The sequence below is a fragment of the Streptosporangium sp. NPDC004379 genome (assembly GCF_042873875.1).
In the GTDB taxonomy this organism is placed as follows: Bacteria; Actinomycetota; Actinomycetes; order Streptosporangiales; family Streptosporangiaceae; genus Streptosporangium.
Window position 1 is genome coordinate 51,517 of the sequence record NZ_JBIAMC010000013.1, and the last position, 13,972, is coordinate 65,488.

13 protein-coding genes are annotated in these 13,972 nt (G+C 72.5%); 2 read left to right on the plus strand and 11 right to left on the minus strand.

What is annotated here, in order from left to right; all coding sequences use genetic code 11:
• Positions 1–265: 265 nt before the first annotated feature.
• Positions 266–712 (minus strand): ATP-binding protein, encoded by a 447-nt coding sequence (locus ACFYSC_RS25970; RefSeq protein WP_389966637.1) that lies wholly within the window; start codon positions 710–712, stop codon positions 266–268.
• A gap of 2 nt (positions 713–714) precedes the next feature.
• A complete protein-coding gene (locus ACFYSC_RS25975; RefSeq protein ID WP_030916965.1) occupies positions 715–1,065 on the minus strand; it encodes an STAS domain-containing protein in 351 nt (116 codons plus the stop codon).
• A 253-nt stretch (positions 1,066–1,318) separates the two neighbouring features.
• Here ACFYSC_RS25975 and ACFYSC_RS25980 point away from each other — a divergent pair, with 253 nt between their 5' ends.
• Positions 1,319–3,700: a DEAD/DEAH box helicase gene (locus ACFYSC_RS25980; protein WP_389966640.1), complete on the plus strand. Its 2,382-nt coding sequence runs from the start codon at positions 1,319–1,321 to the stop codon at positions 3,698–3,700.
• Positions 3,701–3,778: 78 nt separating this feature from the next.
• Here the strand turns inward: ACFYSC_RS25980 and ACFYSC_RS25985 are convergent, their stop codons facing one another.
• The 4 genes from ACFYSC_RS25985 to ACFYSC_RS26000 all read right to left on the minus strand — a co-directional run bounded on the left by ACFYSC_RS25985 (position 3,779) and on the right by ACFYSC_RS26000 (position 5,944).
• The gene (locus tag ACFYSC_RS25985; RefSeq protein ID WP_389966643.1) at positions 3,779–4,249 is read right to left on the minus strand and encodes an Rv3654c family TadE-like protein; all 471 of its coding nucleotides are present in this window, start codon (positions 4,247–4,249) and stop codon (positions 3,779–3,781) included.
• Positions 4,246–4,623 carry a TadE family type IV pilus minor pilin gene (locus tag ACFYSC_RS25990; protein WP_389966646.1) on the minus strand — a complete coding sequence of 126 codons (378 nt, stop codon included), beginning with the start codon at positions 4,621–4,623 and terminating at the stop codon, positions 4,246–4,248. Before ACFYSC_RS25990 ends, ACFYSC_RS25985 begins: the two co-directional genes overlap by 4 nt.
• A gap of 185 nt (positions 4,624–4,808) precedes the next feature.
• Positions 4,809–5,147, minus strand: coding sequence for a DUF4244 domain-containing protein (locus ACFYSC_RS25995; protein ID WP_362941178.1), 339 nt, complete (start codon positions 5,145–5,147; stop codon positions 4,809–4,811).
• 212 nt (positions 5,148–5,359) lie between these two features.
• Entirely contained in the window at positions 5,360–5,944 is a 585-nt protein-coding gene (locus tag ACFYSC_RS26000; RefSeq protein WP_389966651.1) for a TetR/AcrR family transcriptional regulator, read from the minus strand.
• A gap of 117 nt (positions 5,945–6,061) precedes the next feature.
• Here ACFYSC_RS26000 and ACFYSC_RS26005 point away from each other — a divergent pair, with 117 nt between their 5' ends.
• Entirely contained in the window at positions 6,062–7,339 is a 1,278-nt protein-coding gene (locus ACFYSC_RS26005) for an alpha/beta hydrolase (protein ID WP_389966654.1), read from the plus strand.
• Positions 7,340–7,378: 39 nt separating this feature from the next.
• Here ACFYSC_RS26005 and ACFYSC_RS26010 read toward each other — a convergent pair whose 3' ends face one another.
• The 5 genes from ACFYSC_RS26010 to ACFYSC_RS26030 all read right to left on the minus strand — a co-directional run bounded on the left by ACFYSC_RS26010 (position 7,379) and on the right by ACFYSC_RS26030 (position 13,430).
• Positions 7,379–7,816 carry a type II secretion system F family protein gene (locus tag ACFYSC_RS26010; RefSeq protein WP_389966657.1) on the minus strand — a complete coding sequence of 146 codons (438 nt, stop codon included), beginning with the start codon at positions 7,814–7,816 and terminating at the stop codon, positions 7,379–7,381.
• A 690-nt stretch (positions 7,817–8,506) separates the two neighbouring features.
• Positions 8,507–9,217 (minus strand): type II secretion system F family protein, encoded by a 711-nt coding sequence (locus tag ACFYSC_RS26015; protein ID WP_389966660.1) that lies wholly within the window; start codon positions 9,215–9,217, stop codon positions 8,507–8,509.
• Complete coding sequence (locus ACFYSC_RS26020; protein ID WP_389966663.1) at positions 9,208–10,527, minus strand: TadA family conjugal transfer-associated ATPase; 1,320 nt, start codon at positions 10,525–10,527, stop codon at positions 9,208–9,210. The genes ACFYSC_RS26015 and ACFYSC_RS26020 overlap by 10 nt, the downstream gene beginning before the upstream one ends.
• Positions 10,524–11,582 (minus strand): septum site-determining protein Ssd, encoded by a 1,059-nt coding sequence (ssd, locus tag ACFYSC_RS26025; RefSeq protein ID WP_389966666.1) that lies wholly within the window; start codon positions 11,580–11,582, stop codon positions 10,524–10,526. Before ssd ends, ACFYSC_RS26020 begins: the two co-directional genes overlap by 4 nt.
• A 1,074-nt stretch (positions 11,583–12,656) precedes the next feature.
• On the minus strand, positions 12,657–13,430 hold the full coding sequence (locus ACFYSC_RS26030; RefSeq protein WP_389966669.1) for an oxidoreductase: 774 nt from the start codon (positions 13,428–13,430) through the stop codon (positions 12,657–12,659).
• Positions 13,431–13,972: the final 542 nt, after the last annotated feature.

Consider the following 13,972-nt stretch of genomic DNA (forward strand, 5'->3'; position numbering starts at 1 on the left):
CGCGCACGGTGAATTGACAGCGTGTTTGGCCGAACCTTGTCAAGGAGCCCGCTGACGAGGCCGATTCGTCTCACATGGTGAGCCCGAAACCAGATTTCAAGCATGTTTCGGTCTTCGGGGGCCAAAATTATGCTTTGGCCGAAAATGAGAGACCAGGAACGTGGGCGGCCGGGTGCCCCGGTGAGGCACCCGGCTACCGGAATCCGTGAACGTCGGATCGGGTCTGCCCCGGCGACCACCGGGCCAGACCCGGGTCGGACCCGGATCAGACTCGGGGCAGGCCGTTGGGCGCCGCGGGCCAGCTCATGCGGATGCGCATGCCCTTGGGGCTCGGATAGACCTGGACATCGTCCGCGAGCCCCGCGATGACCGCGATGCCGAAGCCGGACATCAGGGTGTCGGGGAGCTGCCCGAGCGGATCGTCGATCCGTAACATCCCGCGATCATGCTCCGACTCGTCGCTGGGGGCCGAGTCGGTGACGGTCACCTCGAAACGCCCCAGGTCGTCGGAGAGCTCGATGCGGATCGGCTCCCCCGGACAGTGAAGGCGGTGTGCCTCGACGGCCCGGGAGCACGCCTCACCGACGGCGAGCCGTACCTCGTCCAGCACCGACTCCTCCACCCCGGTGCGCCTGGCGATCGCGGTGGCGACCAGGCGTGCCGTTCGGACATGGGCGGGAAGAGCGCTGAACGTCAGCTCGACAGTGGCCATGACTACTTGTCTCGGCCGTGAGCTTCCTTGGCCTCATCGACCGAGGCGTAGATCCCGAACACCTTGGTCAGGCCGGTGATCCGGAAGATCTTCAAGATGCGCTCCTGGGTGCAGACCAGCTCCAGCGAGCCGTCGTGCGCCCGAACTCGCTTGAGCCCGCCGACCAGGACACCGAGGCCCGTGGAGTCGAGGAAGTCGACCTTCTCCATGTTGACCAGGAGGTGGAAGTTTCCCTTGTTGACCAGGTCGATCAGGAGCTCACGCAATCTGGGCGCGGTGTAGACATCGATCTCACCCTCGACCTCAACGATGGTGAGACGATCCTCGGAATGGTGGTCCAACTTCAGATCCACAGATCCTCCAGCGCCTTGCCTGCGAAAGTACCGATTCAGGCGTGACTCCCCGGGGCCGGACGGCCCCAGACGACAAGCCCTGACGCGCGGCATTCAACCATGCGTACGCTCAGTGTCTATACGAAATCACGATTCCCGGCGACTCTGCCCACAGATGCCAGACTGGAAACCAGTGACTCCGCTCTCATCTTCGCCGCTCCGGGCGGGCTCCGCGCTCGCCCGCCTGCTCGACGTTCCCGCACGTCGTGCCCGCGTGACCCACGTCGAGCACGTCCCTCCGCGCCCCGCCGTACCGCTGAGCTGGCCGGATTGGGTGGACGAACGTCTGGTTACGCGCTGGGCGAACCTGGGCGTCACCGGCCTGTGGCGACACCAGATCGAGGTGGCCGAACTGGTCCGCGGCGGGCAAAACGTGATCATTGCCACAGGAACCGCCTCGGGCAAGACCCTCTCCTATCTCGTTCCGGCCGTCTCCGAGGTGCTCGACGGCGGCACGGTGCTCTACCTGACGCCGACCAAGGCGCTGGCCGCCGACCAGCTGCGCACGCTGACCGAGCTCGACCCGCCGGAGCTGCGCGCGGCCACCTTCGACGGTGACACCTCGTTCGAGGAACGGGCGTGGGCCCGCCGGCACGCCAACTACCTCCTCACCAACCCCGACATGCTCCACCGCACCCTGCTGCCCCGGCACGCCCAGTGGTCGGCCTTCTGGCGGCGGCTGAGGGTGGTCGTGATCGACGAATGCCACGGCTATCGGGGCGTGTTCGGCTCACACGTGGCGCAGATCCTGCGCCGGCTGCGGCGGGTGTGTGCCAGGTACGGCTCCCGCCCGGTCTTCCTGCTCTCCTCGGCCACCGCCAGCGAGCCCGGCGCCTTCGCCACACGCCTGACCGGCCTGCGCGCCGAGGAGGTGACCGCCGACGCCTCTCCCCGGGGCACCACCACCTTCGCCCTGTGGGAGCCGCCCCTGACCGAACTGCGCGGTGAGGGCGGCGCCCCCGTGCGCCGTCCCGCAACGATGGAGAGCGCCGAACTCCTCGCCGACCTGGTCGCCGGAGGCGTCCGCACCCTGGCCTTCGTCCGCTCGCGCCGCGCCGCCGAGTCGGTGGCCCTCACCACCCGGGCGAGGCTGGAGGACCTGGCCGCCGACGCGGGAAGGCCCGTCCACGAAGTGGAGAGATACGCCGACGGCGCGGGATCCACCGGCGGCGCGGGATCCACCGGCGGCGCGGGATCCACCGGCGGCGCGGGATCCACCGGCGGCGCGGGATCCACCGGCGGCGACGGGAGGCTCGCCGGTCTCCCGGACAAGGTGGCCGCCTACCGGGCCGGGTATCTCGCCGACGACCGACGGAGGCTGGAGCGGGCGTTCCGGTCCGGTGAGCTGCTGGGGCTGGCCACGACCAACGCGCTGGAACTCGGCGTCGACGTGTCCGGACTGGACGCCGTGCTCATCGCGGGCTGGCCGGGCACCCGAGCCTCCCTCTGGCAGCAGGCCGGCCGGGCGGGCCGGGACGGACAGGACGCCCTGGCTGTGCTCATCGCCAGGGACGACCCCCTGGACACCTATCTGGTCCACCACCCCGAGGCCCTCTTCGGCCGGCCCGTCGAGGCGATCGTGCTGGATCCCGAGAACCCCTACGTGCTGGGCCCGCACCTGTGCGCCGCCGCGGCCGAGATCCCGCTCACCCCCGACGACCTGGAGACCTTCGGCCCGTCCGCCAAGGAGGTGCTCGCCGGCCTCGTCGAGGACGGACTCCTCCGCCAGCGCACCACCGGATGGTTCTGGACCAAGCGGGAACGGGCCACCGACCTCGCCGACATCCGGGGAGCCGGCGGATCGCCGATCCAGGTCGTGGAGGCATCCACCGGGCGGCTGCTCGGCACCGTGGACGAACCCTCGGCCCACACGACCGTGCACGCCGGCGCCGTGTACGTCCACCAGGGGGAGACGTTCCTGGTGGAGGAGCTCGACCTGGACGCCGGGGTGGCCCTCGTGGAGACGGGAACACCGGACTACACGACCTTCGCCCGGGACGTCACCGAGATCTCCATCCTCGAGTCACTGCGTTCACGGCCCCTGGGCCCGGGAGAGCTCCACTTCGGCTCGGTGGAGGTCACCCGCCAGGTCGTGTCGTATCTCAAACGCCGCACCCAGAGCGGTGAACTCCTCGGGGACGAGGACCTCGACCTGCCGCCGCGCACCCTGCGTACCCGGGCGGTCTGGTGGACGCTGCCCGCCTCCGTGGTCACCCCCCTGGCCGAGGAGGGCCTGGACCTGGGCGGGGCCGCGCACGCCGCGGAACACGCGTCCATCGGACTGCTGCCGCTCTTCGCCACCTGCGACCGCTGGGACATCGGCGGGGTCTCCACCGAGTCGCACCCCGACACCGGCCTGCTCACGGTCTTCGTCTACGACGGTCACGAAGGCGGCGCCGGCTTCGCCGAGCGCGGCTACGCCCGGGCCCTCGACTGGCTCACGGCCACCCGCGAGGCCATCGCCTCCTGCGAGTGCGACCACGGCTGCCCCTCGTGCATCCAGTCACCCAAGTGCGGCAACGGAAACGAACCTCTGGACAAGGCCGGCGCGCTCCGGCTCCTCGCCGTCCTGCTCTCCCTCGGGACAGGTTCCTAGGTCCTGTTCCGTGGGTCCTCACCACGGAACAGGACCCTGGGGACAGGTCCCGGTGCGATGGGGGAGCCGGACGGCCGGTCAGCCGCCCCATGGTCCCGCCGGCGACTCCGCCGGGGACTCGGCGATGTACACCGGCCCGGCCCGGGCGAGCGCGGTGATCGGTCGAAAGCCGAGACCGGGCAGCGGCAACCGTAAGGTCACCTGGATGTCGGCGATGCCGTCCTGGCCGACGACGCATCCGGTGACCTCCGCGCCATTGGCCCGGGCCAGCGCCTCGGCCCGCGTGCACCCACGGTCGGGAACCACGAAGGCCAGCCGGGCGGCGGCGAGCGCGCTCAGGTCCGCGGCGCTCTGTGCGCGATGCCTTCCCACCCTGGCCGCGCCGACGGTCATGATCACCGCCGCCATGGCCCATACCGCCGCCATCACGGCAACCGCCCAGATCGTCGCCGATCCTCGCTCTCGCTCGGCTCTGCTCCGCGCCGCCGTTCCGGCCTCGCGGCGAAACAACCCGTCGCCCGTCAGGTCGTTCGTGCCTCCCCGGCTCACGGCTCCCCCTCGGATCCCCCGGACGCTCCCGGCGTATCGGAAACTCCAGGGACTCCGGGCTCCGGCGCGGCGACGGCGGACGAGCCGACCTCGACGGCGGGGAGCAGGGAACCCCAGCGGGGCCGGACATGTGCGGCGACCTCGACTCGGACGGTCTCCGCGGTCACGTCCACCCTGACCACCGCTCCCATCGGGGCGAGGGCGAGGACGTCGGCACGCACCCGCTCCACGGGCTCACCCCGGGCCGCGGCCCGGGCACCCGCCCGGGCCGCGTCGACGCATTGAAGCTGCGCCCCGACCGTCGCCACCGCCCACAGAGCGGCGGCCAGCACCACCACGACGGCGGGCAGCACCACGGCGGTCTCGGCGGTCACCGATCCCCCGGACCGGTGCGGGCGGGCGAGGACGCCGACCGGCCTCCCAAGCCGGTGGAACCGGGCGGACCGCCGGGACCGGGTGAACCGGCGGAGCCCGGCGGGCCGAGGAGCTCGGGCACCCGGCTTCGGGTGGATACGGGCACGAGATCTCGGACGAGGAGGAGCGAAGGCGTTCGCCGGGCTCATCCCGCCACGTTCAGCGCTCGGTTGATCAGCTTGGAGATCAGCTCCTGGACCTCCGGGCTCGTGACCACTTTGAAGAGAAGTGCGGCGAACGCACAGGCGGCGATCGTGCCGACGGCGTACTCCGCGGTGGACATGCCCCGGTCACGGCCGGGGCCGGTGAGGGCGGCCGTCCGCCGGGCCAGAGCCTTGCGCGCCCGCGCGGACAACCTCTCCGCCCAGCGCCGCGACCGCGCGTGCCATCCGCCCGGCGGGAGCGCCGGCACGCTGCGCAACGGCCCCCTCCGGACGCCGCCGGAGAGCGAGCCGGCGGCGGGTGAGCTCGGCGAACGAACCATGTCTCCTCCTGGATGCCGCGACCGGACCCCATGCCCGGTGCCTGCGAAGCCAGGGTCGCCGATGCGGGTGGACGCCGAAGGAGCCGAACGACGTTCTGGGGACAACTCGGAGGCCGAGGGAGCTCCCTGTGGAAAACTCCGCTCCCCCGCCCGAGGCGCACGGCGAGCGATGACGAGGCCTGGACAGATACCCGAAATCGTCGAGGGCGAGGTCAGAGGTCTTCCTGGATCCGCCTGACCGGCTCGGTGACGAGGCGGACCGCGGCGTCCACGGTCGCCTCATGAATCCCTGGATCTTCGGACGGGCTCATGAGGATCGCCCACATGAGCCCGTCGATGATCGAAAGAATGATCCGGGCGAGCGCGTCGTGGTCGATCCCTGAACGCAGTTCGCCGACGGACTCGGCGTAGCCGAAGACCCTGCCGAGGTTCTCGCGGGCCTCCCGGTTCAGTTCCTCGATCGATGCGGCGAACTCGGGATGGACGACGGCCCTGGCGTAGAAGGCGGCCCAGACACGGGCCTCGCCCCGCCTGCGCGCGTCGAGCGGCAGCAGTTCCATGATCGTGGCACGCAGCGCGTCGGGGAAGGTCATCCCGGCCGGATCCAGCCGGATATGCCGCAGACGCTCTCTCTCCGCGGTGACGACGGCGTGCAGGGCGAAGGCCAGCATCTCGTCCTTGGTGGTGAAGTAGCGCTGCACCGCCCCAACGGAACAACCCGCCTCGGCGGCCACCGTACGGACGCTGACCGCTTCGAGGCCCTCGCGTTCGGTGATGCGCAGCAGGGCGGCCGTCATATGACGACGGCGCTCCTGATGATCGACGACCTTTGGCACTCGTCCAGTCTCCCGCACGCATTATCAAATACAGTAGTATTAAATACGTTCGTATTCTAAAGTGGACGAGGTTTTACGATGAACCAGCGGACACGTAAGCGGATGGCGGGACGGTGGCTCGCCCTGGCCGGAGCCTGGCTCATGGCCCTCGTGACGGCGACGGCGGCGAGCACGGCACTGCTGCCGATGCCCAGCCTGTCCCTGTGGGCCATGGGCCTTCTGGCACTGGAGTTCAGCCTGCTCCTTGTGCCGCTCGCCCTGGTGGGCGTCGTCCTGGCGGTGATCGCCGCACGTGGGAGGGCCGCCGCCGTACCGAACTCCGCGGAGACGGAGTCCGCCGGGCACGAAGCCCCGCCGACGGGCCGCCCACGCTCCGGAGGCGGAGCCGGACGGACCGGTCGCCGGGTGGCCGCGACGGCCGCGGGCGCACTGAACGCGGTGGTGCTCGTCGCCGCCCTCCTCCCGGCGGTCTCGGCGTGGCGGACCGCCCAGGACCACGATGCCCCCCTGAGCCTGGCGGGCTATCTCGACGGGTTGTCCGACACCGCCGAACGCGGCCCCGACGCGACCGTACGGTACGCGCGAGCGGGTGGCACGGACCTCATGCTCGACGTCTGGCGACCGGCGAACCCGAAGGCGGGTTCGGGGCCGTTGCCAGTGGTGATCAACGTGCACGGCGGGGCGCAGGACACGCCGCAAAGCCCCTTTCCCCGATGGGACACCTGGCTGGCCGACGCCGGCCACGTGGTGTTCGACGTGGACTACCGCTTCTTCCGGGACTACGACTGGCGGTCGTCTCCCGGCGACGTCAAGTGCGCGATCGGCTGGGTGGCGCGCAATGCCGGACGTTACGGCGCCGACCCGAAACGGATCACCCTGATGGGCCAGTCGGCCGGCGGCTATCTCGCCCTGCTGGCCGCGTACACCACCGCCGCCGAACTCCCTCCCACCTGCGAGGTGCCCGAAGCCGAGCTGGACGGCGTCATCGCCTGGTACGCGCCGAGCGACATGACCGCCGAGATGCCCCCGGCCTTCCGGCTCTCCGAGCCGGTACGGCGGCAGCTCACCGAGGAGACATGGCGGCTGGCCGACGAGGATCGGATCCGCGCGTCGCCACGTCATCACATCCGGGCGGGACTGCCGCGAACGCTGTTGATCCAGGGCGGACGTGACATCCTCCAGCCCGCGGAGGACACCAGGGCTCTCGCCACCCGGCTGACCGGCGCCGGAGTCGGAACCGAGCTCGTGGAGATCCCTTACGCGGATCACCAGTTCGACCTGTCGTGGGGCGGTTTCGGCAGCCAGATCGCCAGGCACGTGGTCCTCGGCTTCCTGCGTCCCCCCACCACACCCTGACCGGACGTCATAGGTTCCTTCACCGCACCCCGCCGGACGTCAGGGAAGGAGCACCTCGTCGGCGAGACCCGCGACGACGGGGATGATCCCGAGGAGGACGAAGGCGGGCAGGAAACAGAGGCCGAGCGGTGCGACGGCCTGAACTCCGACTCGACGGGCCGCGGCGGAGGACACGGCCCGTGCCTCGTGACGGGAGTCGTCGGCCAACCGGCTGAGGACATCGGCCACCGGAGCACCGCTGAGAGCCGCCCGGCTCATCGTCCGTGCGAGAGGCGCCAGCGGGCGTTCGGCGGCGAGGGCCCGCCAGGCGCTCTCCGGCGCCGCTCCCAGCCTCAACTGCCCGCTCACCCAGGCCAGCCGTTCCGCGATGGGCCCGCCGATCGCCTCGGCCGTGACGTCGACGGCTCCGGTGACCGGTTGTCCCGCGCGAAGGCAGGCGACCATGAGATCCGCGGCCAGCGGCAGGTCCGCCGCCACACGGTCCTGCTCACGACGTGATCCGGGAGGCTCTCGCCTGCGGAGCGACACCCATGTGACCGCGGTGCCGAGCGCTCCCGCGGCGACCCCCGGGACGCTTCCGACAAGGAGGAGAACCGCGACACCCACGGCGGCGCAGAGCAGCGCCTCTCCCCGGCCGGGTCGTCGCCTCGCGGCCGGAGCGCCGTCCGCCGTGGGGGGCCGGAACAGGGACGCCCCGCCTTCCGCCCGCGACGTCCCCAGGTTCCACGGGCTCCACGGGCTCGCCGGAGCCACCGAGCCCGGTGAGCCCGGTGAGCCCGGCGGGCCTGACGGACTTGATGGGCCCTTGGCTCGCCCGGCCCGGTGAATCCGGTGGACGCGCCGAGCCGGGTCGTCAGGTGGTATCCACAGCCATCCCGCGAGCGCGGTGAGCATGACGGTGACCAGTCCGATCATCTGCCTCTCCCGAGTCGTTCCTCACGCTTCCGAACCTCGAACTTCCGGCACCCCGGACTTCCGGCACCCCGCGCTTTCCGGACCCCGCGACTCTCCGGCTTTCGTGCCTTCGCGGGCTCACCGCCCCGGAGCGCACCGCCTCCGGTGCCCGTGGCCGCCTGAGCCCGCCGCTTCCCGGTCCGTGGCCCCTCCTTCCGCCGCTCCTTCCGCCGGCCTTCTGGTGGCCTTCTGGTGGCCGCTCCCGCTCCACGGTCAGGAGCGTTCCGCGCGAGCCGCCAGGCGGTGGGTCCACCACAGGCCGCAGCCGTCGAGCGCCAGCCCGGCGAGCAGGCAGCCGAACCCCGCCGGGCCGCCGAACAGGAAGCGCAGCGGCCGCATGCCGAGCCCGGTGGCCATGATCAGGCCGAGGGCCGGCAGGACCGCCAGTAGGCGTGCGGTGGCACGCGGGCCGGCGAGCTGGGCGGTGACCTCCTGGCGATGCGCCTGGGCCTCCCTCAGCGAAGCGGTCACCCGGTCGACGAGGGCCGACAATCCCGCCCCTGCGGTCGCACTCACCCGCCAGCAGGCGGCCAGACCGCGGAACGCCTCTCCCCCTTGCTCCGGTGCGGCGGCCAGCAGGGCGGCCGGAACGTCGCCCCCGTCTCTGGCCGCCGCCACCAGCGGCCGGACCGCCACCGGGTCGGGGAACTCCGCGACCGCCGCGGCCCGGGCCAGCGCCTCACCGGGTGTCCGCCCCGCGGTCAGCTCCGCCGCCAGCCCCTGGCACAGCTCCAAGGAGGCGGCCCGCCAGGCCGCGGCGCGTCTGGCGGGCCTGGAACGGCGGGTGACCCTCTCCTTCAGGGAGGAAACCCGGAGGAACGGACGACGGCCCATCCGGAGGAGACGCGCCGTCCCCGGGTCCGGCCCGGTCCACAGCCAGACTGCCAGGGAGACGAGGAACACGGCCGCCGCCGTCACGGCCATGCCTCCGACGTGCCGTGGCCAGGAGGCCCGGAGGCGGGAGGACCGGGGGTGTGACGCTCGGGGGTGGAGACCCGGCACACCGGACGGGCCGCCACGGTGGTGATGTCAGGGATCCGCGCGCTGAGGGCCACGAACCCGGGGCCGGGGATCACCTCGCCCCCGGACGGGAAGGTGAGGGCCGGTTCGGCCTCCACCAGACCCGAAGGGCGGCGGATCATCATGCAGATCTCGGCCACCCGGCGGCGGCCGTCGGCGTGGTCGCGGACAAGGTGGATGACGACGTCCAGAGCGGCGGCGATCTGACTGTGGACGGCCTCGCGGCTGAGACCCGCGGCGCACGCCAGGGCCTCCAGCCGGGGCGGCACATCGGTCGCGGTGTTGGCGTGGAGGGTGCCGCAGCCGCCCTCGTGCCCGGTGTTCAGCGCGGCGAGGAGGTCGACGACCTCGGCACCCCGCACCTCGCCGACGACAAGGCGGTCCGGGCGCATCCGGAGTGCCTGGCGGACGAGGTCGCGCAGGCAGACGCCGCCCACTCCCTCAAGGTTGGCCGGGCGGGATTCCAGGCGCACCACGTGCGGGTGCTCCGGCCTCAGCTCCGCGGAGTCCTCCACGAGCAGCAGCCGGTCACCGGGGTCGGCGAGGGACAGCAGGCTCGACAGCAGTGTGGTCTTGCCCGTGCCGGTGCCGCCGGTGACGAGGAAGGCGAGCCTGGACTCGACCACCGCGGTGAGCACCGGGACGGTGCCGGCTCCGATCGCGCCCGCCTCGACGAGGTCGGCGAGGGCGAAGGCGCGGCGGGGTGGGAGTCGCAGGGACAGGCAGGTGCCCCCGGGCGCCACCGGCGGCAGGACGGCGTGGAGCCGGACGCCGCCGGGGAGCCGGGCGTCGACGTAGGGGCAGGCGTCGTCAAGTCGCCGCCCCGCCGCCGCGGCGAGGCGCTGGGCGAGCCGCCGGACCGCGTCCTCGCCGGGGAAGACGATCGGCGTCCGGCGCAGACCGCATCCGTCGTCGACCCACACCTCGCGCGGGCCGTTCACCAGCACGTCGGTGACCTCGGTCTCGGCCAGCAGGGGCTCCAGCGGGCCCGCTCCGATCAGGTCCGCGCACAGGGCCCGGGCGACCGCCAGTATCTCGGCGTCACCGAGCACCGCGCGCTCGGCTCTGAGTGCGGCGGCGACGTGCGCGGCGCTGGGCTCGACGCCGGCCCGGGCCAGCCGTACGCGGACCGCTTCCACCAGGTCGGGTGAGACGGCCGCGGCCGTGCCCGCGGAGCGGTCGCCGGCACGGCCCACAGCCGGTTCCCGGCTCATGCCCCGGCGCCGTTCTCGGGCCCGTACAGCGAGTTCAGGAACGAGGAGCAGAAACGGCCGAGGGAGGTGCGGCGGCCGACCGGCGGGGCGTCACCGCGGTTGAGCGCGGCGGCGAGCCGGGGCTGGTCGGGCAGGACGCCCACGGAGGGGACGCCCAGCGAGGCGGTGACCACGCTCTCTTCGAGGACCCCGCCGCGCACGACGACGCGCACCTCACCCGTGTGCTCGCGCAGCCCGGTCAGGACCTGGGCGGCGGCCAGCACGCCGCGCACATCGGCAGTGACCACGAGCAGGGTGAAGGCGGCCCGGCCGAGCGCCTCCGCCGCGGCCGGATCGAGGCGGCGAGGGAGATCGACGATCACCAGATCGAAACCCCGCGTGCCCGATTCGAGGACCGAACGCATCGCCTCGGCGGGGATGGCCTGGGCCTCCCCGCGGTGGAAGGAGAGCAGGGTCAGCTCGGCGAAGGAGGGCAGGGCGGCCTGGAGGGCGGTGAAGCTGATCCTGCCCTCGCGGGCGACCAGGTCGGGCCAGCGGGCCCCTTCGGCCTCCTCCTGGCCGAGGAGCAGGTCGAGGCCGCCGCCGAGCGGATCGGCGTCCACCAGGAGGGTACGGAGGCGGCGACGGGAGGCGCTCAGCGCCAGCGACGCGGCCAGGACGCTGGCCCCCGCCCCGCCGCTCCCGCCCACGACGCAGACCACGCGCCCCGCTCGCTCGGCCGGCTCCACGACGTCGGCGAACTCGTCGACCAGTCGCCGCTCGGCCGACGGCAGTTCGAGGACGGACTGGGCGCCGACCGCCACACATCTGCGCCAGGTGTCGGGTTCTTCCGGAGCGCGGGTGACCAGCAGGACGCGAGGTCTGGGTGGTGGCCCGGTGGCGGCCAGGGCGTCGGCCAGGTCGCTGCCGACCACGACCAGCGGCGCGCGGTTCCAGTAGGGCCGGGCGTGTGCCGGGGCGTGGGCGACGTCCAGCTCGGCTCCGGCTGCGGCCGCGACGCGGAGCAGGTCGTCGAGCAGGTCGGGGTCTTCGGTGATGACCAGCGGGCGGTCCATGGGTGCCTCCCTGAAATACGGAAGGCCCACTTTCCGGGGAAGGCGCCCGTCCCCGGGGCGCCGAACACCGCTCTGTGGAAAACTCCGGCGGCGCGGCCACCCCCTGTGGACAGCAGGATCGGCGCGCCGTACGGACGGACCCGTGCGCCCTGCTCCGAAGGGGCCCGGGGCCGCGAAGGGGTACGAGCACGCGGGCGGAGGGGAGAACGGAGCCGGAACCAGGCCGGAGAGACCGCCGGGAACACGACCGGGACTGAGGCCGGAAAAGCGGCGACCCCCGCAGGGGGGAGAGCGGGGGTCGCCGATCGGTCCGGCTCTGGGGGGGTAGAGCCGGTCCCGTTTCAGAAGAAAGCCTTCAGCGGTATCCGAGGCGGAACGGGATCACTTCCGAACGAACTCGTCCGTTGCCGCCCCGGTACGGGGATACGCCCTAATGCTGCCCGATCGACTTGAGTTTCGTCGAGGAGTAAACGGCGATTTCTTACGGTTTTTCTAAGGTAACGATTCCGTCGCGAGGAACTGCTCATTCACCGCTCCCCACCGTTGAGGCCCCGCGGACACGAAGAGTGACATGGCAGACACGATTCCCAGTTTGTACTCTCATGTCCCCTATGTCGGACAAGTGAGGTTGGTCCATGAATGTCCCTCGGGCTGTAAAGGTCTTGGTCTCAGGGGTTCCCATCCGCCTCGATCCGGCATAGAAAGGGTTCAACGGACCACTTGTCCGGGGCATGGCCATCGGGCACCCACGTGCCGCCGAGCCGCGGGAGGCATGTCGGAGCGGGCTCCAACCCGCTCAGTGACATCAGGGTGCACGCCTGGTAACCCGTCTGGACGTGCCAGCGACGGCGCTCCACACCAGGAGCGCCGTCTGCTATGTCCGCGACCGGGGCCGGGCCGCGCCTGTGACCGGGACGCGACTGCGGCCGGGCCGCGCCTGTGACCGGACCGGACGCCCCACCGGCACACCTGACCGGACCGAACGCCCCACCGGCGTACCCGATCGAACCGGACGTCCCACCGGCACGCCGTCCGCTTCGGAGTGCGGGAGGCCCCGGCGCATCCGGGGTCCGGTCAGCCGCGCTGCATGGACTCGCAGATCGCCGTGGCCTCCCGCACTCCGAGGGTCACCGCCGAGGCGCAGTGCCGCACCCAGCGCGCCACCCCTTCCGGGGTGCCGAGGAGGTAGGAACGCAGGGCCTCCGGGTAGCCGGAACCGAGCTCGGCGTGACCCACCTCGACGGCCACCAGGGACTTGGGGTCGAGGCCGAACTCCACCAGGCTCAGCCGCTCCGCGGCCCGGGCGACCACGCCGTCCGCCGACCCGAACGGCCGCAGCACCGCCAGCTCCGCGTGCACGATGGCGGCGAGCACCAGGGCCGGCGCCGTGGACGTCCCCGTGACGAGGCCCACCAGCCCGTCCACCCGGGCCACCGTCTCCTCAGGGCCGGGCGCGGGGCCCACTCCCAGGGGGTCGGGCGCCTCCGCGGCGGTCCGGGGCCGCCCGAGGTCCTCGGTCAGGCCGGTCGCGGCGAGGGTGTGCAGCCTGGCCAGCACCTGGCGCGGCGCCGTACGCCACGTGGGGCCGAGCCGGCCGAGCTCGGCCGAGACGCGCAGCGCGCCCTGGACGACCGGGTCGGTGGCCTCGGGGATGGCTTCGAGGGGGACGTCCGCACCGTCCAGCGCGGCGGACGCGCGTGCCCCGTGCAGCGCGGACATGGCCGACACCTGCGGGCTCTTGCGCCGCAGCACGCGATGCCGGTAGAGCCGGTCCACGGCCGCGCGCGCCTCGGCGACGGCCTCGGGCACCCCGGGGAGCTCGGAGATGGCAGCCAATGGGTCGTTCACGTCCCCGACCCTACCGGCCGGTCAACAAAGGACCGCCGCCGCCCGCCGGACGATCCCGGGACCGCTCCGAACCCCGGGCCCCGAACCCCGAGGGATCCGCGTGGCGAGCCCACGGCCGGGCGTCCCGGCCCGCCGGGCCTGTGGCCGCGCGTCCCCGTGGCGGTCTCCGGCCGCGCGCCCCGTACGGCGAAACCCGGCCCTCACCCGGCGAAGCGAGCGGCGAAACCCGGCCCTCGCCCGGCGAAGCGAGCGGCAGAACATCCGGCGGAGCATCCGGCCCGCGCTCCGGGTGGCATCGCACCGTTCTCCCCTCTCCCCGCGCCCAGTCTCCGTTCCTCCTCCTGCCCCCGATACGGCGCCGCCGGTCTCCGGCCGGGGCCGGACCGGACCGGATCGGATCGTCGGGCCGATTTGGCCCGTCGCCGAAACGCCCGGTGCGTGCGACGGGAAACGCGCGCCACGCCGTTCGGCGAACGCATACCACCGCCCACCGCAACCCCCTGTAAAACCATGTGAATAACGCTTTATCCATTCTTATGGTG